The organism is Agrobacterium sp. SORGH_AS 787, assembly GCF_030819035.1.
Taxonomy (GTDB): Bacteria; Pseudomonadota; Alphaproteobacteria; order Rhizobiales; family Rhizobiaceae; genus Agrobacterium; species Agrobacterium larrymoorei_B.
On sequence record NZ_JAUTBG010000001.1, the window covers coordinates 2,009,625 to 2,034,314 of the forward strand.

The window sequence follows — 24,690 nt, forward strand, 5'->3', positions numbered from 1 at the left end:
CTGTCTGCACAGGACCGGCCAGACGCGGTTATTACGATATCGAAAGCTCGTCGAAGAGACGCCCGGAAAACGGGGAGATCTGATCCGGCAGCATGTGGAAATCTTTGACCTGCTTCAGGTGCGCGAAGCCTGTGGCGCGATATGAAAGCCCGCAGAAAGGCGTGTACTCGATGACGAGTTTGTCGACTTCCGCATAAATGGCTTTGCGCTTCTCCAGATCGAACTCGGCGCGACCCTTCGCTAGAAGATCTGTTAGCCCCGGAACCTCGAAATTGCGTGAGCGGAAGAACGTCGGAGACAGTGTCGGGTCAATCAGCGAACTTGCAGCATCGGGATCGAAGGTCTCCAGACCAAGTCCCTGGACTGCAAAATCTCCCTGGCCGCGATTGCCCATCGTAACACGTGTTGACCAGTCGGGCAGCGTGAGCGTGACATTGATACCAACTTCGGCGAGATGACCCTGCACGATGACGGCGGTGTCGCGGTGCATTCCATATTGTGCCGTGGACAGCAGATTAACAGTGACACCCTCTGCACCTGCCTCCTTGATAAGCGACTTTGCTTTGTCCGGATCATAGGTCTGCGCGTTCGCCAATTCTGCATTGTAAAAGGGCGTTGTCTGCGAACGGGGAACGCCGCCGAGGACTGCGCCGCGACCAAAGAATACACCGTTGACGATTTCCTCGCGACGAATTGCGAGTGCGACGGCACGCCGAAGGCGGGCATCCTTGAATACGCCCGCCCCGTTGAACGATAGGAACATGAAGGCGCCTGTAGCGACGGTCTCCAGCTTCACATTCGCGTCCTTGTCGAGCTGGTCCATTGCGCTCCAAGGAACGTAATCGATGACATCCACATCACCGGCAGTGATCGCGGCAACTCGCAGGTTTTCATCTGCGTAGGCTGTGACACGGGCCTTCTTGAATGTCGGCAGGCCGCTTTTGAAATAATGCGGAGACGCCTCAAGATCGAAACCGACACCCTTTTCGGCGTTCGTCAGAACAAACGGACCAGCACCGACCCCGTGATCCTGCTTCTCCGTCGAACCTTTGGCAATAATCTGGAGGAAGGGGTTGGCGAAAAGAGCGGGTAGCGCGGCATTCGGCAACTTCGTCATCAACTTGAAGTTGCGGTCGTCAACGATTTCCACTTTCTCGACGTCCATCATGGAGTCACGCGTCGAAGCACCCGATCCCTCGGCCTTGATCTTCTCGATGTTCCACTCAACATCCGCAGATGTCACCGGCTGGCCGTTGGAGAACTTTGCCTCCTTGAGCTTCACGACCCAGGTGCGGTCGCCATCGCGTTCAAAGCTTTCCGCAAGTTCACCGACGAGCTTGCCTTCGGGCGTATAGGCCATGAGGAAACGATTAATCAGCGATGAGAGCAATTGGCCAGCATATCCGACATTCACCCATGGCTTAAGATGGGCCGGATATGTCGAGAGGCCGATACGCAATGTGTCGGAGCCTGCTGCGGAAAAGGCTTGTGGCGCGCCCATCGCGAAGACGGCACCGGAAGCGGCAGTGAGTTTCAGAAGGGTACGGCGATCGAGTATCATGGTTAGTTCCCCATTATGTGTTGATACATGCTTGCCAGCCGGCGTGATGCGTCTGCGGCCCCTTTTTCCTGGTGTCTACCAGTCCGAATAGAGTGTGCAGGACTGGTCCCGTCGTTATCGAAAACAATAAAGAGACCTTTTTCTGAGTGTCAAGAGAAATTCCATTAATTAGTCCAGCGATCATCTTCTGTACTAAATATCGGAATAAGATCGACTTGTCGGCAAAATTTCGGGGTGCCTTGGCTTTTATTCTGAATATTGGAACCAATTATTTTATTTGGTCGTAATAATGGAATTTGAATTGACAAGTCGTCAGGGGTCGCCCTAGGCTTCAATTACAGGCGAAATTCGTTGATCGACCGGATGTGCGGAGTGTCTAGCTCTCCGTCTGGAACCCCGACGCTTGCCTGCAATGCCGCGCAGATGGGCTTGAGAGGACGTCTTATGCGGCGCGTATCGAAAAAAGGAGCGGGCCATGGCATGGCGAGTGGGCGTGGATTCAGGCGGGACTTTCACTGACGTATGTCTGTTCGAGGACGAGACTGGCGAGCTGATGATCTGGAAGGTGTCTTCGACGCCTGACGATCCTTCCCGGGGTATCACGCAGGGCGTGGCGGACGGCATAGAGCGCGTCGGGATCGACGCGAGCGAAGTCTCGTATGTGGGGCATGGAACCACGGTTGCTACGAACGCGCTTATCCAAGGCAGAGGTGTAAAAACAGGACTTCTGACGACGGGCGGCTTTCGCGATCTGCTGGAGATCGGACGCCAAAAGCGCCCAGATCTTTACGATTTGCAGGCGGACAAGCCGGAACTACTGGTTGAACGCCACCTGCGTTTCGGGATCACCGAGCGCGTGCTGGCAGATGGTACGGTAGAAACGCCGCTCGATGAGGCGGGTCTTCGTGAAGCGGTTCGGGCGCTAAAGGCGGCGGGCGTGAAGGCTGTTGCGATCAACTTCCTCTATTCCTTCAGCCATGCCGAACATGAGGAGATCGCAGCGCGCATTCTCAAGGAGGAGTTTCCGGAGGCTTTTCACTCGTTCTCGCACCGGATCGCTCCGGAATTTCGTGAGTTCGAACGCCTATCGACGACGGTCGTCAATGCATATCTCGGTCCTGTGATGCAGGGTTATGTAAAGGCACTGTCCGGCAAGCTGTCCGATTTGGGGATCGTGGTCGCGCCGCAATTGACGCAGTCGAATGGTGGCGTCATCAGCTTCGATGCCGCGGCGGAGATGCCTGTTCGTACCGTCCTGTCGGGCCCATCGACGGGTGTCGTTGCCGCGCAGGCGGTCGGCCGCATGACGGGGATCGACAATCTCATTACCTTCGATATGGGCGGCACCAGTTCAGATGTGGCGCTTTTGGCGGATGGTCAATGCCGGGTCGTCAATGAATCGGTCGTCCATGGTTATCCGATCAAAGCGCCGATGCTCGACATCCACACCGTCGGTGCGGGGGGCGGGTCGATCGCCTATATCGACTCTGGCAACCACCTCAAGGTTGGGCCGCGCTCGGCGGGAGCCAATCCAGGGCCCGCCTGCTACGGGCTCGGAAACGATGAGCCCACGGTAACGGATGCCAATGTCGTTTTGCAAACACAGCACCCCGAATATTTGCTCAACGGCCGGATGAAGATCGACCGTTCGCTATCGGTCAGGGCCGTTGAGAAGCTTGCAAATAAACTGGGCATGGGCGTCCTGGAGACAGCCAACGGCATTCTCGATATCGTGACCGCCAATATGGCGAAGGCAATCCGCGTGATTTCCGTGCAGCGCGGCCATGACCCCCGTGATTATGCGCTCGTTGCTTTTGGTGGTGCGGGTCCCGTGCATGCGGTTCGCCTTGCGCGTGAGCTTGGCATGAGGCGGATCGTCGTTCCGAAAACGCCTGGCGTCCTTTGCGCGCTCGGCCTGCTGATGACCGATCTGAGGACGGATTTTTCCGCGACGGTTCTGCATCGCCTTGATGACGTGGATGTGGATACGCTGTCGGGCTTGTATGCCGGTCTCGCTGAACGGGCGGATACATGGTTCGAGCGGGAAAAAATCCCTCCTGCCGCACGTATTGTCAACCGCACGGTGGATTGCCGTTACGCCGGACAGAATTATGAGATTGCCGTTGCGGTACCCGACGGCCCAGTTAACGCCGAAACTCTGCGGTTGATCAATGAGCGTTTCGAGCAGGCGCATCGCCAGCTTTACGGTTTCGTTGCGGAGGGAGAGCCGGTTCAACTCGTTACGTACCGCCTTGCCGCCAGCGGGCGGGTCGAGAAAGCTGCCTTCAAACCACGCCCGATCGAGGGTGAGGATTCATCCCAAGCTGTCACCGGCATGCGCGATGTATGGATGGCGGAAGCAGGTGGCTTCACTCCGGCGACGCTCTACGATCGTGACCTGCTGAAGCCGGGCAACCTCGTGGCGGGCCCTGCGATTATCGACCAGATGGATTCCACCACTGTCTTGCCTGTCGGCTATACCGCAAAGGTCGACGCCTACCTCAATCTTATCGTGGAGGAGAAGTGATGACGAAGGTTGCCATCGCCGAAAATACCGCCCCAGCCCTCAATCCCATCACAGTCGAGGTGATCGGCAGTGCATTCGCTTCCACCGTTGAAGAAATGGGCGAGGCTCTCGTTCGGGCCAGTTACTCCACCAATATCAAGGAACGGCGCGATTGCTCCACCGCACTCTTCGACGCAAGCGGTTATATGCTTTGCCAGGCAGAGCATATTCCCATGCATCTCGGGTCCTTCATCGGCTTCATCCCCTATATTCTGAACCATGTGGACGCGGGGAGCCTCGCTCCCGGCGACGTGTTCATCGGTAACGATGCCTATGAGGGCGGCGGTACGCATTTGCCGGATATCGTGCTGGCCGAACCGATATTCCATGACGGTAAGCTGACGGCCTGGGCAATCAACACGGCGCATCACTCCGACTTTGCCGACCGTGGGCATGCGCACATCTATCAGGAGGGAATCCGCATTCCTCCCGTTCGGCTTTATCGCAAGGGAATACTTCAGGACGATATTCAGAGGCTGTTTCTACTGAACTGCCAGGTGCCGCATGAGCGCATGTCGGACCTGCGTGCGCAGATGGCCGCAAACCGTCTTGGGGTCACACGTTTCAAGGAACTGTGCGATAAGTATTCGACTGAGACCGTTCTCGCGGCAGGTCGCGAACTGATGGATTATGCAGAGCGCAAGATGAGGGCGGGCATCGCCTCCATCCCGGATGGCACCTATCAGTTTTCTGATCTGTTCGACGCCGAGTCGCTGCGCGAGCAGCTTGAATTTTCCGTCACGATCGTTGTCAAAGGCGATGAGATGCATCTCGATTTCGTCAGCCCGCCACAGGTCCGTGCCGGGTTGAACGTCGTCTACACCGCCCTTCTTTCGACCGTGTATTACGCCGTGAAGACCGTTGTCGATCCCACGGTTCTGCCGAATGCGGGGCTTGCAAGGCCCATCCATGTCACTGCCGAAAAGGGAACGTTGCTGAATTGCGCGCATCCTGCGGCCGTGGATGGACGTATTGCCGCATGCCAGCGGGTGGTGGATCTTATTCATGGCGCGCTGGCAAAGGTGGTGCCGCACCGCGTTACAGCAGCCTGCAACGGTTCGGTGGCGGTGGCAAGCTTTTCGGGCACGCGCCCTGACGGTAGTCTCTGGGTCTATCTCGAAACGATCGGCGGTGGGTTCGGAGCGCGACACAACAAGGACGGGCTTGACGGTGTGCATGTGCACATGACGAACACGTCCAATCTGCCGCTCGAGTCGCTTGAAACCGAATATCCGCTGACTTTGATGGCCTACGAACTGGTCGATGGTTCCGGCGGCGCAGGTGAATTCCGTGGTGGCATGGGTTTGCGAAGGGTCTATCGTGCAGAGGCTGACTGCCGCGTGTCGGTCGGTGGGTCACGCTTCGTCTCGCGTCCATGGGGTCTGAATGGCGGCCTCCCAGGCGCCAATGGCTCCTTCACCATTGTAGGCGCTCCCGAGCGTTTGGTGAACGGTGCGGGCGATATCTACAAGGGAGACATTCTGGAGATCATAACGCCTGGGGCTGGCGGATACGGTGACCCAGAGAGGCGAGATTCTGCATCTGCCGCCGCCGATCTACGGGACGGGCGGGTTCCGCTCGAAAATGCGCGGCTCGCTCGGAGCATCTGATTTCCCACCTGGCCCGGGCTCTCGGCAGCCGAGACCCGGGTCTTTTTTCAGCAGAATACAAAGTTGCGCAACCCATTGTTGTGCTTGACTGTCGCATCTCACTTCCGTATCGGTTCCAATAATCGGATTTTGGTCCATGTTATATTCACTGGAGATCGAGGAACGGAATGGCAAAGCAGTCTTCCAGCAATGTCGAACGGGGAGCCGAAATATTGCTGGCGCTGGGCAATGGAGGCCGCGCAGGCATGAGCCTTGCAGAAATCGCCGAAGCGATCGGCGACGCCAAATCGGCCGTTCATCGCGCGTTGACGGGGCTTTCCCATTACGGCTTCGTCGAACAAAGTGGGCGTCGTGGCAATTACCGGTTGGGAAATGCCATCTACGCTTTGGCACAGAGAGTGCCGGGTATCGGCGATCTGGTGGATCTTTTTCGGCCCGCACTGATTTCGGTCACCGCTGGTACCGGCATATCGAGCTTTCTGATGGCGCGTTCAGGTTTCGAGTCGGTTTGCCTCGATTTTCAACTGAGTGCTGCTCCGGTTCAACCTCTCCTGTCTGGGGTAGGCGGGCGTCTTCCACTTGGCATTGGTCATGCGGGCGTCTGTATGATCGCGCGGCTCGACAAGGAATCCCGCGAACGGATCCTCGAGATCAATGCGCCACACTACGAGATGTGGAAGCTCGACGTCGATACAATCCGTTCGGAAATCGAGATGTTCCTGGAGAAAGGATATGTGATCGGCACACGCAAGGCGGCAGGATACGAGGTCTGGACTCTGGCTTTCGCCCCGGCGCCTGGCGACAATCGCTATGGCGAAACCGGCGTGTCGCTGCTGGCGCTGGCCAACAGCGTATCGGACGAAGAGGTTCAACGCTGCATCGCACTGATGACAGAGTCGCTTCCTTACAAGTGGTTTGGCAACAAGGCGTAACGCCGTACCATTTCCTGGATATGGGCAAGGCGCGCGCTGCGCGCCGGCTCGGCCAGAACATCGCGTTCGAAGGTAAAGCGGATTGTGTGAACCGTGGACACCGTCGCCCAGCAGAGATTGGAAATGGAAAGCCAAAGTTCGACCGGGTCCAGGCCAGGTCTGAAGAGCCCGGCATTCTCGCCTCTTTGCAAGATACCGGCGACCATGCGCGAAATATTTTCTGCATGCACGATGTCTCGTTCAGATTCGCGAATGTTTTCGCCCCCATGCAGGTTTTCAATACCGACCAGCGTCAGGAAGGATTGATTGTTGCAATAATAATCGAAGGTGAAGGCCGTCAGACAGTCAAGCGCTGCCACTGGATCTGCCGGCATGTCCAGCGCCTCTTCAGCGTCACGCATTGCCCTGTAGGCATCTTCCAGGACGTGGCGGAACAACAGTTCCTTACGGGAAAAGTGGCGGTAGATCAGCGCCTTGTTTACACCTGCGGCGTTGGCGATCGCCTCCATATTCGCGCCTTCGAGCCCGTGCGCCACAAACTCGCCTGCTGCTGCGGCGAGAATTGCTTTGCGTGTGCGCAAAGTTCGGGCGGCATGCGCTCCGTATGGCGCCTTATTCGATCCTTGAGTTTGAGGTTTGTCGCTGTCCATGCACTCGGTCCTTTGAGGGCTGGTCCATATCATCTTTTTCCGTCGCATGGACATCTTCGTAACTGGAAAATGAATTTTGAAACGTGCGGGATAAAAGCGCTTTACACCGCTGAACACTTCTGATTTTGTAACGGAAACGTTACTGTTACACAAGGGCTGGTCATGACCCCACATATTCGCGTTGCTTCCGATGTCGGTGGAACGTTCACCGACAGCATTGCCTATGATGAGAAAACGAGGACGATCACCGTCGCGAAGGTGTCGACGACGCCCGTGAACCGAGCCTTGGGCACCTTGGAGGGTTTGCGCAAGGCGCTGGGTCTTCAAGGTGCAAGAGGCGAAGATGTGGCCTATGTCGGTCATGGTATGACGACCGCGACCAATGCGGTTATTCAACGCAATGGGGCGAAGACAGCCTTTCTCACCAATCACGGCTTTCGCGATATGCTCGAAATCGGGCGGCAGAACCGCCCAACACTGTTCGATCTTACCAAGGTGAAGCCGGAGCCGCTCGTGCCGCGGGAGCTTTGTTTCACCGCGCGCGGTCGCATTCTGCCCACAGGCGAAGAATTGCAGCCCCTGGACGAGAGCGATGTGCGGGCGGCGGGTGAGGCGATGAAGGCCGCGGGTGTCGAGGCTGTGGCCATCCTCTTCCTCCACTCCTACGCGAATGCCGCCCACGAATTGCGGGCACGCGACATTCTGACGGAAATGCTCCCAGACGTCGCAATTTCTGCCTCTGTCGAGGTCAATGCCGAGTTCCGTGAATATGAGCGTGGTTCGACCGCCGTTCTTAACGCTTATCTCCGTCCGGTGATGAACCGCTACCTTTCCTCACTTTCCGGCATGTTACAGGATGAGAAGGAAGGCCTTGGACTCGGAGCAGACCGGCCGGTCATGGTGATGGATGCAGCGGGCGGATTGATGAGCCTGGAGGGCGCACGCCTGAAACCGGTTCACACGGTTCTTTCCGGTCCTGCCGGCGGCGTCGTTGCCAGTGCTCATGTTGCGACTTTGGCTGGCATTCCCGACATCATCACCATGGATATTGGCGGAACCTCCACCGACATCAGCCTTATCCGTGCGGGACGGCCGGAGATCACCCGTTCGGCAAGCCTGGAGACGGTGCCGATCCGGCTGCCGGTCATCGATATCAACGCCATCGGTGCAGGCGGTGGCTCCATCGCATGGATCGACGATGGCGGCGCGTTGCGGGCGGGCCCGATGAGCGCCGAAGCCGTGCCTGGGCCTGTGTGTTATCGTCGCGGCGCGACCTTGCCCACGGTGACGGATGCCAATCTGGTGCTCGGACGTTTCTCGCCGGAGTCGAGGCTCGGCGGCACGATGACGCTTGATCTGGACGGCGCATTGAGTGCGATAGACAATGTCATTGCCAAGCCGCTTGGCCTCGACGTCTACGAGGCAGCGGCGGGAATATTGAGGGTCGCCCATGCCAATATTGTGCGCGGCATCCGCGTGGTTTCTGTCGAACGCGGTTATGATCCTCGCGACTTCGCCCTCGTACCCTTCGGTGGTGCTGGCCCGATGCATGGCAGCCCCGTTGCCCGTGAATTAAAGATGCCGCGTGTGATGGTCCCGCCCACGCCAGGCATTCTGTGTGCTCTCGGTCAGTTGATCTCGGATCTGCGTCATGATTTTGTCGAGACGCATGTCGTTGCTTATGACGCGATGACAAAGACCGAAGCGGAAGCTCGGATCAAGCGGCTAACGGACCGGGCAGATGCGCATCTCGATCACGATGGCGTCGCACAGGATCGCCGCGAGATGGAAGTTCGCATCGATATGCGTTATCAGGGTCAGTCGTTCGAGTTGCCTGTTACGGTTGATCCACGCGGAGCGGATTGGTGGACGGCTCTGCCTGAACGCTTCCATGCTGCCCACCGCGCCCGTTTCGGTCACGCGGATCAGAAGGCGGCCATCGAGATTGCGGGGTTCGGTGTCACCGGCATTGGCCGTATCGATACGCCTGTGTTGCCTGAACTGGAGGAGGGTGGGCCTGTCCCGTCGGACGATGCACGCACCGGCGATAGGCAGGTTTATTATGAGCCGGGCGATACCGGGACCAAGGGCGCTTTCCACACAGCGTCTGTCTATGATCGCGACAAGCTCAAAGCCGGCAACGTCATCCTTGGTCCGGCCATCATTGAAGAAGTCTCCTCCACCACCGTCCTTTATCCGGGTGATCGATTGACCGTTCACGCATCCGGCAGCCTGATCATTGAGGTAGCAGCATGAGCAGTTTTGATCCTATCCGTCTTGAAGTGCTGCGCAACGCATTGGAGGCGTCCGCACAGGAAATGGGCGTCGTTCTCAAATGCACCGCCTTTTCTCCCAATATCAAGGAGCGCATGGACGCGTCCTGCGCCATCTTCAACGCCGATGCGGAGCTTGTTGCGCAGGCGGAACACGTTCCCGTTCATCTGGGGTCGATGCTGAAGGCTGTTGGCCCCACGCTGGCCGAGTTGCCGCCGTTGAAGGAGGGCGATGTCGTTATCGTCAACGATCCCTTCATCGCTGGCGCGCATCTGCCCGACATTACGCTGATTGCCCCAGTCTTCGCGGACGGCGTGCTGGTTGCGCATGTGGCCAGCCGTGCTCATCATTCGGACGTGGGCGGGATGGAGCCCGGCTCGATGCCTGGCAGTTCCATCGAGATCTATCAGGAAGGCCTCATCATTCCGCCTGTACTACTTTACGAGAGCGGTGTGGAGCAGAGCGGTATCCTGCGAATGGTGCTTGCAAATGTCCGCACGCCGGAAGAGCGGCGCGGCGATCTTAACGCTCAACTGGCGGCTTTGCGCGTGGGGGAAACCCGCATCAAAGAGCTTGCGGCGCGGTTTGGCGTTGATGGTCTGAAGGAGGGCCTGTCCGCCATTCTGGCTTATTCGGAACGGCGCATGCTGAAGCGCCTGGCCGAACTTCCTCCGGGACGATACGAAGCGGAGGATTGGCTGGACGACGATGGTTCCAGCCCGGAAAGGGTCCTCATCAAAGTGGCGGTCGAGGTCTCTCCTGACGGCCTTGTGTTCGATTTTGAGGGTACCGCACCGCAGCGGCGCGGCAATGTCAATGCGGTAAAGCCTATGACCCATTCGGCAGTATTCTATGCCATCAAGATTCTGACCGATGCCACGCTTCCTCCAAATGCCGGTGTGCTGCGCCCTGTCGAGATCCGCATTCCGCATGGCTCCTTTCTCGATGCGCGCGCACCTGCTGCGGTCTGCGCCGGCAATACGGAGACGACGCAGCGCGTGGCCGATACCGTGCTTCGCGCATTCGCTCAGATCGCGCCGGAGCGCATTGCCGCTGCGAGCCAAGGTACGATGAACCTCATTGGCATTGGTGGGCGCGATCCTAGAAATGCACGTCCCTACACCTACATCGAAACGATAGGCGGGGGGCAGGGCGGGCGGCCCTACGGCAACGGCATGCACGGTGTCCATGCCAATATGTCGAATACGCTCAACACGCCGGTGGAAGCGCTCGAGATCAGCTATCCTCTGCGCATCGAACGTTATGAGCTTCGTGAGGGCTCGGGAGGAGACGGGTATCATGTCGGTGGCGAAGGACTGATCCGCGCCATCACCGCTATCGATCACGAGGCGCGTGTCTCGCTGCAATCCGACCGGCGACTGACTGGACCCTATGGCCTTCACGGAGGCGCATCGGGAGCAACCGGACAAAACTCCGTTCGGGACGGGCAAGGCAATATCAAAGCCCTGGCCGGTAAGGGGTCCGTGACGCTGGCGCCGGGTGAAACCGTGATAGTGGAGACCCCCGGTGGCGGTGGTTGGGGAATGCGGAATTTGCCCGAGGAGCAATCGCAAGAGCGTGTCGCCCTCAAGACAGCCTGATCCACCAGAGGCGATGTATGGAAAGGACAAGGGCATGACCTCATCAAAGCGCGTGGCTATGGTCAGCGGAGCATCGCGCGGCATCGGCGCGGCCATTGCGGAAAAGCTCCTTTCTGCGGGCTGGAACGTCAGCCTTGGGATGCGCACGCCTGCATCTTCGAGCTATTCTGGCCATCCAGACGCATTGCTGTGCCATTTTGATGCACTCGATCCTGAAAGCGAGCGAAAATGGGTGGACGCAACAGTCGCCCGTTTCGGACGGCTGGACGGGCTGGTTCATAATGCCGGTATCATGATTCCAAAGTCGGTGCTCGAAGCTGGACAGGAAGATTTCGACTTGATTTTCGACGTTAACGTCAAGTCTCCGATGCGTCTTTCCCAGCTTGCCTGGCCGCATCTGGCAGGGGCGCAGGCAGGACGCATCGTTACGGTCGCGTCTCTCTCCGGCAAAAGAGTGAAGTCGGCAAATTCCGGGCTGTATGCCATGTCCAAATTCGCCTTGGTTGCACTCGGCCACGCGCTTCGCCAGTGCGGCAAGGACAATGACGTTCGCTCGACGATCATCTGTCCGAGCTTCGTTGCCACGGACATGGGCAATTCACTGGCAGGGCGGGACAGCAGTGAACTGACCCGGCCGGAAGATGTTGCGAAGATCGTGCACATGGTCTTGGAGCTTCCTTCCACGGCCAGCATCTCGGAAATTCCGGTACATTTCAGCGTGGAAGACTGCTACTGACATGAGTGTTTCATTCCCTTATCGCATGCCCCCCATCACGCCAGTCGTGAGTGCCGAACAGGTTCCAAGTGCTGTCAATGTCGCCATCGTCGGAGGCGGCATTATCGGCGTCTCAGCAGCGTTCGAGCTGGCCCGCCGAGGCGTCCGTGTGGCCGTATTGGAGAAAGGCTTCGTTGGTGGCGAACAGTCCGGGCGAAATTGGGGTTGGGTAAGACTTGCGGGCCGTGATACGCGCGAACTGCCGCTCATGCTTCAGTCCCACTCGATCTGGGAAACGCTGCATCAGGAGACCGGAGTGGATGTCGGGTATCGCAAACGAGGCATCATCTATAGGGCGAAAACTGCGCAGGCGCGTGAGCGGTACGACAGATGGGCGGGCGCCGCACGCGATTTCGGCATCGATGTGCGAAATCTCGCCCATGATGACGTGGCGCACGTGGTTACCGGGCTCGGGCGGAAGACGTTTGGCGGTATCTTCGTTCCTCAGGACGCTGCAGCCGAACCCCAACTGGCGGCTCCGGCAATTGCGGCCCGGGCGCAGAGGGATGGTGCGGTTATCTTGCAGAACTGCGCCGTGCGAGGTCTCGATATAGAGGCAGGCCGCGTCGCAGGTGTGGTGACCGAAAAAGGACGGATCAGAGCTTCCACGGTGATTGTTGCGGGAGGCGTTTGGTCTTCGCATTTTCTTCGTCGCCATGGAGTTCGTTTGCCGCAGCTCAAAGTGCTGTCATCCGTGATGAGAACCGCCCCTGTCGAAGCAGGCATCGAACCGACGGTGGGCTTCTCTGACTTCACCCTTCGCAAGAGGATGGATGGCGGCTATACGGTCGCGTCATCCGCCACCAGCCTTGTCGACATCGTCCCGGACAGCTTCCGCTTCTTCCGTGAATTTTTTCCGGCCTTTCGGATGGAGCGGAAGTCCCTCACGTTCAACTTCGGCAAACCTTTCTTTGACGCGTTGATAGGGCACAGGGCACGGTCTTTAACCGAAAAAAGCATTTACGAGAAAATCCGTGTTCTCGATCCCTCACCCGATAAAAGCTTTTTGACGAAGGTCGAGGCTCATATGCGGGCTAGCGTTCCCGCCTTGCGGGATGTGGCGATTGCCCAGTCGTGGGGCGGCATGATCGATACCATGCCGGACGTCATTCCTGTCATATCCCAGGTGGAGGCACTGCCGGGGTTGATCATAGGAACGGGCTTTTCCGGTCATGGCTTCGGAATTGGACCCGGCGCGGGGCGTCTTCTCAGCGACCTTGCGACGGGCGATGCGCCATGTGTGGACCCGTCGCCCTTCCGTTTCTCGCGCTTCAGCGATGGCAGCCGCCTGGAAATTCAGCACTGGCTGTGATCGTCCCCGATCTATCACTGGCAGAGTTCTTTGATCAGGCGAACTCCTGACACATGAGGACGAGATCGTCCCAGAGGCTTTCTGCGAAGCCCCGCAGGACGAGGATCTCAAAAGCGTGGTCTTCTATGCGCGTCACATGCGCAGTGATATGCCCGATCAGCGTTGTGGCAGAGTGGCCGATGGGAAAGGCATGGATCGAGAGATCGACCGCCGTGCCTTTTGCCAGCACACGCTCAACCATTCTGCCTTCGATCCGCATACGCACACGGCCTTGGCTCTGATCCACCGCTGTCGCCTGCGGTTCAAGCTGAACGGAGAACGCTGTCATTTCGGCATGAGACATGATCTCGTCGCTGACGATAAGCCATTGCCCCGGAGACACGGCGCGAACAGCGCCTTTTTTCAATGCGCTCAGGTGGTTTTCCACCTCCGCTGCGCCCGGTGTGGCGAGGATATGGATAATGGTGCCTTCCGGCAATGGCGACAACCGGATCGCGTCTGAGGAGATCGCTCTTTTTGCTGCGAGCTCGGGACGGAGAAGGGGCTGGTAACCGGATTTGAAATCGAGCCGTGGATCAGACATGGAGCTTCTCGTTCTTGGGGTCGACGAAAACCGGATCGCAGAGGCGCGCGGCGGTGAATTCGTTGCGAAGGCCGTTCCAGACCATCACTTCTTCGCCATGCCGGTTTCTGCCATTCTTGACCAAGGCAAGGCCGATGGTGGAGCCGATATGCGGTGAGAAAGCGCTGGACGTCACATAGCCCTGATCGTTTTCAAGCGTCGCGTCGGCATCCTTTGCCAGAATATGGGAGCCGGTGCGGAAGCTCTGGCCTTTGTCGATGGGCGCGACGCCGACGAGGCTTGGCCGGTTACTGGCGGAAAGCCCTTCGCGCTCCAACATGTTCTTGCCGATGAAATCCACCTTGGCGGTGGACACCATTTTGCCAAAGCCGAGATCGGCTGGCACGACCGTGCCGTTGATCTCATTATGGGTCACGTGCCCCTTCTCGACGCGCAGGACGCTCAGCGCCTCGACGCCATAGGGCATGATGCCCTCCGGTGCGCCAGCTTGCATCAGTGCGTCAGCGACACTTTCGCCATAGCCCGCGGGAACGGCGAGCTCATAAGCAAGTTCGCCGGAGAAGGAGATGCGGAACAGACGCCCGTGCAACTGACCACCGAAGAGCGAGACCTCTTTCGCAGCGAGGAACGGAATGGCGTCGTTCGAAAGATCGTCGTCAACGATCTTTTCGAGAATGGTTCTGGACTTCGGTCCAGCAATCGCCATCTGCGCCCATTGATCGGTGACGGATGCCAATCGCACGTCGAGATCGGGCCACAGTGCCTGCGCGCAGAATTCCAGATGGTTCATCACGCCTGCGGCATAGGCCGTTGTCGTCGTCATGAAATACCGGTTCTCGTCCAGCCTGCTCGTCGTGCCATCATCATAGATCATGCTGTCCTCGCGCAGCATCAGACCGTAACGCGCCTTGCCGACGGGAAGTTTGAGGAACGCATTGCAATAGACGCGGTTGAGGAATTCCGCGGCATCGCGCCCACAAATCTCGATCTTTCCGAGCATCGAGACATCGCAGAGCCCTGCATTCTTCCGGACATTCAGAACTTCGCGGTCGACACTTTCTCGCCAGCCGTTTTCGCCCTTGCGCGGAAACCAGGAGGAGCGATACCAGAGCCCGGTTTCGACAAACACCGCGCCGTTTTTCTCTGCCCAGCCATGCAGCGGTGATTTGCGCACCGGCTGGAAATGGTGGCCATGGTAGGCGCCTGTCAGTGCACCGAAGGAAACCGGCGTGTAGAAGGGCCGGAAGGTGGTGGTGCCCACCGCTGCTGGAGACACGCCGCGCGCTTCGGCAAGCAGTCCGATGGCGTTGACGTTGGAAAGCTTGCCTTGGTCGGTCGCCATGCCATTGGTCGTGTAACGCTTGGCAAGCTCCACATGGGCATAGCCTTCGACCACCGCCAGGCCGAGATCCTTGCGATGCACATCGTTCTGGTAATCGACGAAGGCCTTTGCCTTAATTCCCGGAATGGACCAAAGCGCCTTTGCCGGCGGGACGACAATATCGTTTTCAACCGGTCCGAAGGACGGTGTAGTTGCGGCAAAGCCGAGAGCTTGCGCCAGTGCGGCACCCTTGTTGGCGCCGTCTTCAAGGCATGCGGCGAGGCCATGCGTGGCAGAGACGGCACCGGCAAGATCCAGCCCATCGAGATGACCGGGCGCAAGGAAGGCTGCCTCTTCGTCCGACCACACGGGTTTTCCGCCCCGGTGGCAGGCGAGGTGAATGACCGGGCTGAAACCGCCGGACATGGCGAGCGCATCGACATCCAGATGTTCGGTCGTGCCATTTCTGTAGACTTCGACGCCGGCGAGCGCCTTGCTACCCCTGGTATTGGCAACGACGCCACCTTTGATGACGCGGGCCTTGCCCGCATAGGAGGGGTTTCGCTCACTGCGGCTATCGATAATGGCGACAAGCGGAACGCCTTTCGCTTCCAGATCGCGGGCCAGCGCATAGCCGCTGTCATTGGTCGTGAAGATCGCCGTCGCTTTGCCGGGGCTGACCGCGTAGCGGTTGAGATAGCTGCGCATCGCGCCTGCCATCATCACACCGGGAACATCGTTGCCGCCGAAGACCAGGGGCCGTTCTTCAGCGCCGGTTGCAAGCAGGGCGCGCTTCGCAACGATGCGCCACAGACGCTCGACCGGAATAGTGGGCTTAGGATCGGGCAGATGTTTCTGCACGCGCTCGACTGCCCCGAACACATTGCCATCATACCAGCCGAAGGCGGTCGTTCTGGTAAGGACAGTGACATTCGGCAGAGAGTCCAGTTCGGCAATGCAGGCTGCAGCATATTCCGGCGCGCTGATGCCGCCAATGGTCGCCGTTTCCGAAAGAAGTGTGCCGCCTGCGACGGAATGCTCATCGAGAAGGATCACCCGCGCGCCAGCCCGTCCGGCAGTCAGAGCCGCAGCGAGGCCAGCAGCACCGGCGCCAATCACCAGTAGATCGCAATGCGCCCAGCATTTGTCATAGGAGTCGGGATCGGCCTCATAGGTCGCTTTGCCGAGGCCTGCCGCGCGGCGGATGAAGGGCTCGTAGAGCTTTTCCCAGAAGGCGGCGGGCCACATGAAGGTCTTGTAGTAGAAGCCTGCGCTGAGGAACGGCGAGATCAGTCCGGTCATCGCGCCGATGTCGAAGTCGAGAGATGGCCATCGGTTTTGGCTTCGCGCTTCCAGACCGGCATAAAGCTCCTGCATTGTGGCGCGGGTATTGGGCTCGGTTCTGCCGCCCTTGCCGATTGTCATCAGCGCGTTCGGTTCCGCCGCACCCGCTGTCAGGATGCCGCGCGGACGGTGATATTTGAAGCTGCGGCCAACGAGCTTCTGGCCGTTTGCAAGCAGGGCAGAGGCGAGGCTATCGCCTTTGAAACCCTGCATGGTCTTGCCATCGAAGGTGAAGGACAGCGGTTTGGATCGGTCGATCAGACCGCCAGCGGTCAGGCGGTGGGATGTCATGCGCTTTTCACCTTTGTCTTATCGGCGGCGTCTTCGCAGGCGCTGATGGCGTGGGTCGCGGTGTTGCGGGTCACCACCAGCCACCGGCGGCAGCCTGCGGTGTGGTGCCAATATTCCTCATAGTCGCCACGCGGATTGTCGCGCAGATAGACATAGTCGAACCATGCCTCCGCACTTGCGTCCGGTGCGGGTCGCTGAAGAACGGCACCCTTGATGGTGAACTCTTCCTTGGGTCTTGGCCCGCAATGCGGGCAGGGCACGAGACTTGCCATTTCGAATGTCCTTGATCCGCTTTGTCAGTGAAGATTGGGCTGGGCGCCCTGGCCCTTTTCGTCGATGAGATAGCCGCGTTGAAAGCGGTCCAGACGAAAGGCCGTTGCGGTTTCCTGCGGCGCGCCGCGCGCCAGAAGATGGGCAAAGCAGAAGCCGGAGGCGGGCGTTGCCTTGAAGCCGCCGTAGCACCAGCCGGCATTCAGATAGAGATTGTCGATATCGGTGCGGTCGATGATCGGCGAACCATCCATCGACATATCCATGATGCCGCCCCAGGAGCGCAGCACGCGGACGCGGGAAAGCGCAGGGATCATCGCCTTGCCGGCCTCCGCGACGTGCTCGACCGTCGCCAGGTTGCCGCGCTGCGCGTAGGAATTATAGCCGTCGATATCACCGCCGAAGACGAGGCCACCCTTGTCGGATTGCGAGACGTAGAAATGTCCGGCACCAAAGGTGACAACGCCATCGATGAAGGGCTTCAGGCCTTCCGAGACGAAGGCTTGCAGCACGTGGCTTTCGATCGGCAGGCGCAGCCCGGCCATTGCCGCCACCTGCGAGGAATTACCGGCTGCCGCGAGCGCCAGCTTGCCGCAGCCGATAAAGCCGCGGCTCGTCTCTACGCCGACCACTTTGCCGTTTTCGCGGCGAATGCCGGTCACTTCGCAGCCCTGGATGATGTCGACGCCGCGTTGATCTGCCCCGCGCGCATAGCCCCAGGCGACGGCATCATGACGCACTGTGCCGCCGCGCCGCTGCAACAAGCCGCCTTGGATGGGGAAGCGCGCATTGTCGAAATCGAGAAATGGCAGCATGGACTTGACGGCACTACGATCCAGCAATTCGGCATCGACGCCATGCAGACGCATGGCATTGCCGCGCCTCGTATAGGCATCGCGCTGTGCATCGGAATGATAGAGGTTGAGGACGCCGCGTTGGGAGACCATGGCGTTGAAGTTGAAATCCTGCTCCAGGCCTTCCCACAGCTTCATCGACAGCTCATAGAAAGGATTATTGCCAGGCAGGAGATAGTTGGAGCGGATGATCGTGGTGTTGCGTCCGACATTACCGGAGCCGATATAGTTCTTTTCCAGCACTGCCACATTGGTGATGCCGAATTCCTTGGCGAGATAATAGGCTGTTGCCAGCCCGTGTCCGCCGCCACCAACTATGATGACATCGTAATGCTGCTTGGGCGCGGGATCCCGCCAAGCGGGCTTCCAGGCTTTGTTGCCACGAAGGCCGTTCATCAAAATGGAAAAAGCGGAATAGCGCATCTGGCCTGACCTCGAACGATGTAAGGCAAGGGTACGCTCGTTACATTTTTGGGCATTGCAGAAATAGGACGGATAGATATAGAAAAGAGACATGTCCACATTTGAGCAGAAGAATGCTCAGCGGATCGGCTTCCTTCTCATGCCGAACTTTGCGCTGATGTCCTATGCCTCCGCAGCCGAACCCCTGCGTGCAGCCAATCTGATTGCCGGGACCGATCTTTATGAGGCGATCCCATTGTCGTTCGATGGGGAGGCTGTTCGGACGTCATCCGGCATTCCCGTGGACTGTCAACCTTTGTCGATCGTCGGCGACACATGTCACACGATTTTTGTGTGCGCCGGCGGCACACCACAGGACTGGGTTCTGCCGGAGGGTTCTTTGGCAGTTCTACGGCGCCTCGCCCGGCAGGGAGTACGCGTCGGTGGCATTTCCAGTGGCGCTTATATTCTTGCTGCGGCGGGCCTGCTGGACAATCGCGATTTCACCATCCATTGGGAACATGCGCCGGTGCTGCGCGAGGCATTCGGCCATTTGACGCCCAGACAGGCGCGTTTCGTTTTCGATGGCGACCGGATCACTTGTGCTGGCGGTGTTGCGCCTCTCGACATGATGCATGCGATGATCTCACAGCGTATGGGCGCCCATTTCGCGCGGCGTGTGAGCGACTGGTTCCTTCACACGGCCGTGGCCGAACCCAGCGCGCCGCAGCGCGGTTCGCTGGCGGAGCGTTATGGCACCCACCATCCTGCAGTGTTGACGGTACTGGAAAAAATGGAAGCCACCATCGAAAACCCGCTCGACCGTCAGACCATGGCCAAGCTTGCCGGAACGAGCCCGCGCCATCTCGATCGTTTGTTTGCAAGCCAACTCGGGACGTCGTTTCTGGACACCTACCGCGAGATCCGCCTCGACCATGCCCGCAGGTTGCTTGAGCAGAGCCCGCTTTCCATCGCCGAAGTGGCCTTTGCCACCGGTTTTTCCAGCGCCGGTCACTTTTCCGGATGCTTCAAGGTTCATTTTGGCAAAACGCCCAATACGCTGCGGCAAAAAATTCCTCCGAATTAAAATTGCTTTCCTGTAAGGAAGGGTTAACGAAGCCGATGCCGGAGCAACCAATGGCCAAGGACACCACCACGAGCGACGCCGCACAGTTCCTGTCGCAGGACCCTCATGCCGTTCGCGAGCCCAGGGTCAACAATCTGGAAATGGCGATTGGTCATGAGGTAAGGGCCTATCGCAAGAAGCTTGGTATTACCGTGACCGATCTGGCATCGGCGACAGGCGTGTCCGTTGGTATGCTGTCTAAGATCGAGAACGGCAACATCTCGCCGTCGCTGACGACCTTGCAGACCCTCTCCAAGGCCTTGGGCGTGCCGATCACCGCCTTCTTCCGTGGCTTTGAGGAGCCGCGTAGCGCCACCTTTGTTAAAGCAGGGCAGGGTGTCAATATCGAGCGCCGGGGCACACGGGCTGGGCACCAGTACAGCTTGCTCGGACATATCGATAACAACACAAGCGGCGTTACCGTCGAGCCCTACCTCATTACCCTGACCACGGACTCCGATGTCTTTCCAACCTTTCAGCATGAGGGAATGGAGTTTCTCTACATGCTGGAGGGCGAGGTGGTTTATCGCCACGGAGAGCAGCTTTTCACAATGCAGGCGGGAGATAGCCTGTTTTTTGATGCGGATGCGCCACATGGACCGGAGGTCTTGGTGCAGCTTCCGGCGCGCTACTTGTCGATCATTTCCTACCCTCAGCGTCGGGTCACCGGTGACTGAAGGATTGCTTTAGAAGAAAAATTTATTCCTGATAGTTGACGCTTTGGAATTCCATATGATACGCCTTTGTTCAGAAACGAACGGAGGTGCATATCGATGTGCGGCATTGTTGGATTATTCCTGAAAGATAAAAGTCTAGAGCCGCAGCTGGGTCAGCTGCTCTCGGATATGCTGATCACCATGACCGATCGTGGGCCGGATTCGGCAGGTATTGCGATCTATGGCGGTGCTGCCGCAGGGCGCGCCAAGGTGACGATCCAGTCGGCCAGCCCGGACGTTGATTTTTCCGGTCTTGCCGACGCGCTGAAGGAAAACGGTGTCGATGCCTCGGTGACGGTGAAGAGCACCCATGCCGTTCTCGACATTCCGTCGGACGCGCTTGATGCGATCCGGGCCGTTCTCGCTGCAATCCGTCCGAATGTGCGCGTGATGGGGTCGGGCGACAGCGTTGAAATCTATAAAGAGACTGGCCTGCCGAAAGACGTTGTTGCCCGTTTCGACGTGCGCTCCATGGCCGGCACCCACGGCATCGGCCACACCCGCATGGCAACGGAATCGGCGGTGACGACGCTTGGCGCGCATCCCTTCTCCACGGGCTCGGACCAATGCCTCGTGCATAATGGTTCGCTCTCCAACCATAACAACCTGCGCCGCGAGCTGGTTCGTGAGGGCATGAGTTTCGAAACCCAGAACGACTCCGAGGTGGCGGCCGCTTATCTCACGGCAGAAATGGCCAAGGGCAAGGATCTGGGTGAAGCGCTGACCGGTGCGCTCGACGATCTCGACGGCTTCTTCACCTTCGTTGTCGGCACCAAGTCCGGTTTCGGTGTCGTGCGCGATCCGATTGCCTGCAAACCCGCCGTCATGGCCGAGACGGATCAGTATGTTGCCTTCGGCTCGGAATATCGTGCCTTGGTCAATCTGCCGGGTATTGAGACCGCTCGCGTCTGGGAGCCGGAGCCTGCGACCGTCTATTTCTGGGACCACGAAAAAGCAGCCTGATGCCGCTCTCGGCCTATCCGTGTGAAAGTCATATCCATGCCAGTCTTCGATCTCTCTCATACGCCGTTGCGTGACCTCAACAAGGCGCTACACGGCCTTTCCACCGGTACGAACGACACCGAATTTGAAGTCGTCAATCCGCGCGGCCATCACGCCGTCGCCGTCGGCATTGACAGTCCCGTGACCGTCGATGTGCATGGTTCGGTAGGCTATTACTGCGCCGGTATGAATGACGGTGGCACCGTCACCGTTCACGGCTCTGCAGGTCCCGGTGTCGCGGAAAACATGATGTCCGGCACCGTCGTCATCGAAGGCGATGCTTCTCAATATGCGGGTGCCACCGGTCGCGGCGGGCTTCTCGTCATCAAGGGCAATGCCGCCTCCCGTTGCGGCATTTCGATGAAGGGCATCGATATCGTCGTGCAGGGCAATATCGGCCACATGTCGGCCTTCATGGGACAGTCCGGTCATCTCGTCGTCTGCGGCGATGCGGGCGACGCCTTGGGCGACAGTCTTTACGAGGCAAAGCTTTTCGTGCGTGGCTCGGTCAAGAGCCTCGGCGCCGATTGCATCGAAAAGGAAATGCGGCCCGAGCATCTCGAAAAGCTGGCGGAGCTTCTCGACAAGGCAGGCATCACCGATGCCAAGCCGACCGAGTTCAAGCGCTACGGTTCGGCTCGCACGCTCTACACCTTCAACATCGACAACGCCGATGCATATTGAGGCAGGGATCACACGATGAGCTACCACAACCCATTCACCCCGCCGCGCAAGTCCGCAACCTTCGACGACCATACGCTCGCGGAAATCCGCCGCGCCGCGGCAACCGGCATTTACGATATTCGCGGTGCTGGCACGAAGCGCAAGGTACCGCATTTTGACGACCTGCTGTTTCTTGGCGCTTCCATCTCGCGCTATCCGCTCGAAGGCTATCGCGAGAAATGCGACACGAGTGTTACGCTCGGCACGCGCTTTGCCAAAAAGCCGATTACGCTGAAAACGCCAATCACGATCGCGGGCATGAGCTTCGGCGCGCTATCCGGGAATGCCAAGGAAGCCCTTGGCCGTGGCGCCACGATTGCCGGCACCTCCACGACGACAGGTGACGGCGGCATGACGGATGAGGAGCGCGGCCACAGCCAGACCCTCGTCTACCAGTATCTGCCTTCTCGCTATGGCATGAACCCGAAGGACTTGCGCCGTGCGGACGCCATCGAGGTGGTCGTCGGCCAGGGTGCCAAGCCCGGCGGCGGCGGCATGCTGCTTGGCCAGAAGATTTCCGACCGCGTCGCCAATATGCGCAATCTGCCCAAGGGTATCGACCAGCGCTCAGCCTGCCGCCATCCCGACTGGACCGGCCCGGATGATTTGGAAATCAAGATCCTCGAACTGCGTGAAATCACCGACTGGGAAAAGCCGATCTATATCAAGGTCGGTGGTGCGCGCCCCTATTACGACACAGCGCTTGCGGTGAAGGCTGGTGCCGATGTGGTGGTACTGGACGGTATGCAGGGCGGTACGGCTGCCACGCAGGACGTCTTCATCGAAAATGTCGGCATGCCAACGCTTGCCTGCATTCGTCCCGCGGTCCAGGCCCTTCAGGATCTCGGCATGCATCGCAAGGTGCAATTGATCGTGTCGGGCGGCATTCGCTCCGGCGCCGATGTGGCCAAGGCTCTGGCACTTGGCGCCGATGCGGTGGCGATCGGCACCGCAGCACTCGTGGCGCTTGGCGATAACGACCCGAAATGGGAAGAGGAATACCAGAAGCTCGGCACCACCGCTGGCGCTTATGATGACTGGCACGAAGGCAAAGACCCGGCTGGCATCACGACGCAGGACCCGGAGCTTGCCGCGCGTCTCGATCCGGTCGCTGCCGGTCGTCGCCTTGCCAACTATTTGAAGGTGATGACGCTGGAGGCGCAGACCATCGCACGCGCTTGCGGCAAGAACCACCTCCACAATCTGGAGCCGGAAGACCTGGTGGCCTTGACCATGGAGGCCGCAGCCATGGCGCAGGTGCCGCTGGCAGGAACGAACTGGTTCCCCGGCAAGGGTGGCTTCTAAAAGCATGCATTAAGGACGGGCGCGTTTGGGAGGATGCGGCCGTCTTTCTAAAATCAAGTGTCTGATACCAAAAAAGGGGAATGACGTGACACTGGACCTCTCCGCATATGCAGCCGAAAAGGGCATCAAATATTTTATGATCAGCTACACCGATCTCTTCGGTGGGCAGCGCGCCAAGCTGGTGCCTGCCGAAGCGATCGCAGACATGCAGAAGGACGGCGCAGGCTTTGCAGGCTTTGCCACCTGGTTCGATTTGACACCTGCCCATCCTGATCTTTTTGCCATACCGGATGCCTCTTCGGTCATCCAGCTTCCATGGAAGAAGGATGTCGCCTGGGTCGCCGCCGATTGCGTGATGGAAGACCAGCCTGTCGAACAGGCGCCGCGTGTGGTCTTGAAGAAGCTGATTGCCGAAGCCGCAAGCGAAGGCCTGCGGGTGAAGACCGGGGTCGAGCCGGAATTCTTCCTGATTTCCGCCGACGGCAGCAAGATTTCCGATGAATATGATACCGCCGAAAAGCCCTGCTATGATCAGCAGGCGGTGATGCGCCGCTACGATGTCATCGCCGAAATTTGCGATTACATGCTGGAGCTAGGTTGGAAGCCGTACCAGAACGACCATGAAGACGCGAACGGCCAGTTTGAAATGAACTGGGAATATGACGACGCGCTTCAAACGGCCGACAAGCACTCCTTTTTCAAATTCATGGTCAAATCCGTTGCTGAAAAGCACGGCCTTCGCGCCACCTTCATGCCGAAGCCGTTCAAGGGTCTGACCGGCAATGGCTGCCACGCGCATATTTCCGTGTGGGATCTGGACGGCAAGATCAATGCCTTTGCCGACAAGGCGATGCCGTTCGGCCTTTCCGCCAAGGGCAAGACCTTTCTTGGCGGCATCATGAAACATGCCTCGGCGCTGGCGGCTGTCACCAATCCGACCGTCAATTCCTACAAGCGCATCAATGCGCCCCGCACCGTATCCGGCGCCACATGGGCACCCAACACGGTGACATGGACCGGCAACAACCGTACTCATATGGTGCGCGTACCGGGGCCCGGGCGTTTCGAGCTTCGCCTGCCGGACGGTGCGGTGAACCCCTATCTGCTGCAGGCCATCATTATCGCAGCCGGCCTTTCCGGCGTTCGCTCTCAGGCCGATCCGGGTCCCCATCACGATATCGACATGTATCGCGAAGGCCATACCGTCACGGATGCGCCAAAACTGCCGCTCAATCTTCTCGACGCGCTGCGCGAATATGAGAAGGATGAGGCGTTGCAGCAGGCCCTCGGCGTCGAGTTCTCCAAGGCGTATTTGAAGCTCAAGCATGGCGAGTGGAACAGTTATTGCTCCCAGTTCACTGCCTGGGAGCACCAGACCACGCTCGACGTCTGATAAGGTTTCCCCGCCGCCTTGCGGCTTTTCCCGCGCTCCTCGGGTAGCGCGGGCTTTTCCCATCGATTGTAGAGAGGGC

General features: G+C 58.9%; 19 protein-coding genes. 13 read left to right on the top strand and 6 right to left on the bottom strand.

Going from position 1 to position 24,690, the window contains the following annotated elements:
- Nucleotides 1–31 precede the first annotated feature (31 nt).
- Nucleotides 32–1,561 (bottom strand): ABC transporter substrate-binding protein, encoded by a 1,530-nt coding sequence (locus tag QE435_RS08830; RefSeq protein ID WP_349041005.1) that lies wholly within the window; start codon nucleotides 1,559–1,561, stop codon nucleotides 32–34.
- 475 nt (nucleotides 1,562–2,036) lie between these two features.
- On the opposite strand from QE435_RS08830, the gene QE435_RS08835 reads away from it, so the two are divergent.
- From QE435_RS08835 to QE435_RS08845, 3 genes are all read left to right on the top strand, one after another.
- Nucleotides 2,037–4,088: a hydantoinase/oxoprolinase family protein gene (locus QE435_RS08835; protein WP_349041006.1), complete on the top strand. Its 2,052-nt coding sequence runs from the start codon at nucleotides 2,037–2,039 to the stop codon at nucleotides 4,086–4,088.
- A complete protein-coding gene (locus QE435_RS08840) occupies nucleotides 4,088–5,737 on the top strand; it encodes a hydantoinase B/oxoprolinase family protein (protein ID WP_349041007.1) in 1,650 nt (549 codons plus the stop codon). Before QE435_RS08835 ends, QE435_RS08840 begins: the two co-directional genes overlap by 1 nt.
- A gap of 167 nt (nucleotides 5,738–5,904) precedes the next feature.
- Nucleotides 5,905–6,669, top strand: a complete 765-nt coding sequence (locus tag QE435_RS08845) for a helix-turn-helix domain-containing protein (protein ID WP_349041008.1) — start codon at nucleotides 5,905–5,907, stop codon at nucleotides 6,667–6,669.
- On the opposite strand, the gene QE435_RS08850 is transcribed toward QE435_RS08845, so the two are convergent.
- The gene (locus QE435_RS08850; protein WP_349041009.1) at nucleotides 6,642–7,493 is read right to left on the bottom strand and encodes a TetR/AcrR family transcriptional regulator; all 852 of its coding nucleotides are present in this window, start codon (nucleotides 7,491–7,493) and stop codon (nucleotides 6,642–6,644) included. The genes QE435_RS08845 and QE435_RS08850 overlap by 28 nt on opposite strands.
- Here QE435_RS08850 and QE435_RS08855 point away from each other — a divergent pair.
- Genes QE435_RS08855 through QE435_RS08870 form a run of 4 tightly spaced genes read left to right on the top strand, consistent with a single transcriptional unit; the run spans nucleotide 7,482 to nucleotide 13,281 of the window.
- Entirely contained in the window at nucleotides 7,482–9,575 is a 2,094-nt protein-coding gene (locus QE435_RS08855; protein WP_349041010.1) for a hydantoinase/oxoprolinase family protein, read from the top strand. The genes QE435_RS08850 and QE435_RS08855 overlap by 12 nt on opposite strands.
- A complete protein-coding gene (locus QE435_RS08860) occupies nucleotides 9,572–11,194 on the top strand; it encodes a hydantoinase B/oxoprolinase family protein (protein ID WP_349041011.1) in 1,623 nt (540 codons plus the stop codon). The genes QE435_RS08855 and QE435_RS08860 overlap by 4 nt, the downstream gene beginning before the upstream one ends.
- 34 nt (nucleotides 11,195–11,228) lie before the next feature.
- Nucleotides 11,229–11,930, top strand: coding sequence for an SDR family NAD(P)-dependent oxidoreductase (locus QE435_RS08865; RefSeq protein ID WP_349041012.1), 702 nt, complete (start codon nucleotides 11,229–11,231; stop codon nucleotides 11,928–11,930).
- 1 nt (nucleotide 11,931) lies between these two features.
- A complete protein-coding gene (locus QE435_RS08870) occupies nucleotides 11,932–13,281 on the top strand; it encodes an FAD-binding oxidoreductase (RefSeq protein WP_349041013.1) in 1,350 nt (449 codons plus the stop codon).
- A gap of 34 nt (nucleotides 13,282–13,315) precedes the next feature.
- Here the strand turns inward: QE435_RS08870 and QE435_RS08875 are convergent, their stop codons facing one another.
- From QE435_RS08875 to QE435_RS08890, 4 genes are read right to left on the bottom strand one after another with little or no spacing between them, the layout of a single operon-like run.
- Nucleotides 13,316–13,864 (bottom strand): sarcosine oxidase subunit gamma, encoded by a 549-nt coding sequence (locus tag QE435_RS08875; RefSeq protein ID WP_349041014.1) that lies wholly within the window; start codon nucleotides 13,862–13,864, stop codon nucleotides 13,316–13,318.
- Nucleotides 13,857–16,820, bottom strand: coding sequence for a sarcosine oxidase subunit alpha (locus tag QE435_RS08880; RefSeq protein WP_349041015.1), 2,964 nt, complete (start codon nucleotides 16,818–16,820; stop codon nucleotides 13,857–13,859). Before QE435_RS08880 ends, QE435_RS08875 begins: the two co-directional genes overlap by 8 nt.
- Nucleotides 16,817–17,092 (bottom strand): sarcosine oxidase subunit delta, encoded by a 276-nt coding sequence (locus QE435_RS08885; RefSeq protein ID WP_349041016.1) that lies wholly within the window; start codon nucleotides 17,090–17,092, stop codon nucleotides 16,817–16,819. Before QE435_RS08885 ends, QE435_RS08880 begins: the two co-directional genes overlap by 4 nt.
- A gap of 24 nt (nucleotides 17,093–17,116) precedes the next feature.
- On the bottom strand, nucleotides 17,117–18,367 hold the full coding sequence (locus QE435_RS08890) for a sarcosine oxidase subunit beta family protein (RefSeq protein WP_349041017.1): 1,251 nt from the start codon (nucleotides 18,365–18,367) through the stop codon (nucleotides 17,117–17,119).
- A 91-nt stretch (nucleotides 18,368–18,458) separates the two neighbouring features.
- On the opposite strand from QE435_RS08890, the gene QE435_RS08895 reads away from it, so the two are divergent.
- From QE435_RS08895 to glnT, 6 genes are all read left to right on the top strand, one after another.
- On the top strand, nucleotides 18,459–19,433 hold the full coding sequence (locus QE435_RS08895) for a GlxA family transcriptional regulator (protein ID WP_349041018.1): 975 nt from the start codon (nucleotides 18,459–18,461) through the stop codon (nucleotides 19,431–19,433).
- Between the two features lie 35 nt (nucleotides 19,434–19,468).
- On the top strand, nucleotides 19,469–20,149 hold the full coding sequence (locus tag QE435_RS08900) for a helix-turn-helix domain-containing protein (protein ID WP_306927546.1): 681 nt from the start codon (nucleotides 19,469–19,471) through the stop codon (nucleotides 20,147–20,149).
- A gap of 96 nt (nucleotides 20,150–20,245) precedes the next feature.
- On the top strand, nucleotides 20,246–21,151 hold the full coding sequence (locus QE435_RS08905) for a glutamine amidotransferase family protein (protein WP_349041019.1): 906 nt from the start codon (nucleotides 20,246–20,248) through the stop codon (nucleotides 21,149–21,151).
- A 36-nt stretch (nucleotides 21,152–21,187) separates the two neighbouring features.
- A complete protein-coding gene (locus QE435_RS08910; RefSeq protein WP_349041020.1) occupies nucleotides 21,188–21,874 on the top strand; it encodes a GXGXG domain-containing protein in 687 nt (228 codons plus the stop codon).
- A 15-nt stretch (nucleotides 21,875–21,889) separates the two neighbouring features.
- Entirely contained in the window at nucleotides 21,890–23,218 is a 1,329-nt protein-coding gene (locus tag QE435_RS08915; protein ID WP_306927541.1) for an FMN-binding glutamate synthase family protein, read from the top strand.
- An 85-nt stretch (nucleotides 23,219–23,303) separates the two neighbouring features.
- A complete protein-coding gene (gene glnT / locus QE435_RS08920; protein ID WP_306927540.1) occupies nucleotides 23,304–24,611 on the top strand; it encodes a type III glutamate--ammonia ligase in 1,308 nt (435 codons plus the stop codon).
- Nucleotides 24,612–24,690 lie beyond the last annotated feature (79 nt).

What these genes read in the sequence shown, in the direction of transcription:
- QE435_RS08830 (WP_349041005.1), bottom strand. Translation starts at nt 1,561, where the DNA reads ATGATACTCGATCGCCGTACCCTTCTGAAACTCACTGCCGCTTCCGGT.
- QE435_RS08835 (WP_349041006.1), top strand. Translation starts at nt 2,037, where the DNA reads ATGGCATGGCGAGTGGGCGTGGATTCAGGCGGGACTTTCACTGACGTA.
- QE435_RS08840 (WP_349041007.1), top strand. Translation starts at nt 4,088, where the DNA reads ATGACGAAGGTTGCCATCGCCGAAAATACCGCCCCAGCCCTCAATCCC.
- QE435_RS08845 (WP_349041008.1), top strand. Translation starts at nt 5,905, where the DNA reads ATGGCAAAGCAGTCTTCCAGCAATGTCGAACGGGGAGCCGAAATATTG.
- QE435_RS08855 (WP_349041010.1), top strand. Translation starts at nt 7,482, where the DNA reads ATGACCCCACATATTCGCGTTGCTTCCGATGTCGGTGGAACGTTCACC.
- QE435_RS08850 (WP_349041009.1), bottom strand. Translation starts at nt 7,493, where the DNA reads ATGTGGGGTCATGACCAGCCCTTGTGTAACAGTAACGTTTCCGTTACA.
- QE435_RS08860 (WP_349041011.1), top strand. Translation starts at nt 9,572, where the DNA reads ATGAGCAGTTTTGATCCTATCCGTCTTGAAGTGCTGCGCAACGCATTG.
- QE435_RS08865 (WP_349041012.1), top strand. Translation starts at nt 11,229, where the DNA reads ATGACCTCATCAAAGCGCGTGGCTATGGTCAGCGGAGCATCGCGCGGC.
- QE435_RS08870 (WP_349041013.1), top strand. Translation starts at nt 11,932, where the DNA reads ATGAGTGTTTCATTCCCTTATCGCATGCCCCCCATCACGCCAGTCGTG.
- QE435_RS08875 (WP_349041014.1), bottom strand. Translation starts at nt 13,864, where the DNA reads ATGTCTGATCCACGGCTCGATTTCAAATCCGGTTACCAGCCCCTTCTC.
- QE435_RS08880 (WP_349041015.1), bottom strand. Translation starts at nt 16,820, where the DNA reads ATGACATCCCACCGCCTGACCGCTGGCGGTCTGATCGACCGATCCAAA.
- QE435_RS08885 (WP_349041016.1), bottom strand. Translation starts at nt 17,092, where the DNA reads ATGGCAAGTCTCGTGCCCTGCCCGCATTGCGGGCCAAGACCCAAGGAA.
- QE435_RS08890 (WP_349041017.1), bottom strand. Translation starts at nt 18,367, where the DNA reads ATGCGCTATTCCGCTTTTTCCATTTTGATGAACGGCCTTCGTGGCAAC.
- QE435_RS08895 (WP_349041018.1), top strand. Translation starts at nt 18,459, where the DNA reads ATGTCCACATTTGAGCAGAAGAATGCTCAGCGGATCGGCTTCCTTCTC.
- QE435_RS08900 (WP_306927546.1), top strand. Translation starts at nt 19,469, where the DNA reads ATGCCGGAGCAACCAATGGCCAAGGACACCACCACGAGCGACGCCGCA.
- QE435_RS08905 (WP_349041019.1), top strand. Translation starts at nt 20,246, where the DNA reads ATGTGCGGCATTGTTGGATTATTCCTGAAAGATAAAAGTCTAGAGCCG.
- QE435_RS08910 (WP_349041020.1), top strand. Translation starts at nt 21,188, where the DNA reads ATGCCAGTCTTCGATCTCTCTCATACGCCGTTGCGTGACCTCAACAAG.
- QE435_RS08915 (WP_306927541.1), top strand. Translation starts at nt 21,890, where the DNA reads ATGAGCTACCACAACCCATTCACCCCGCCGCGCAAGTCCGCAACCTTC.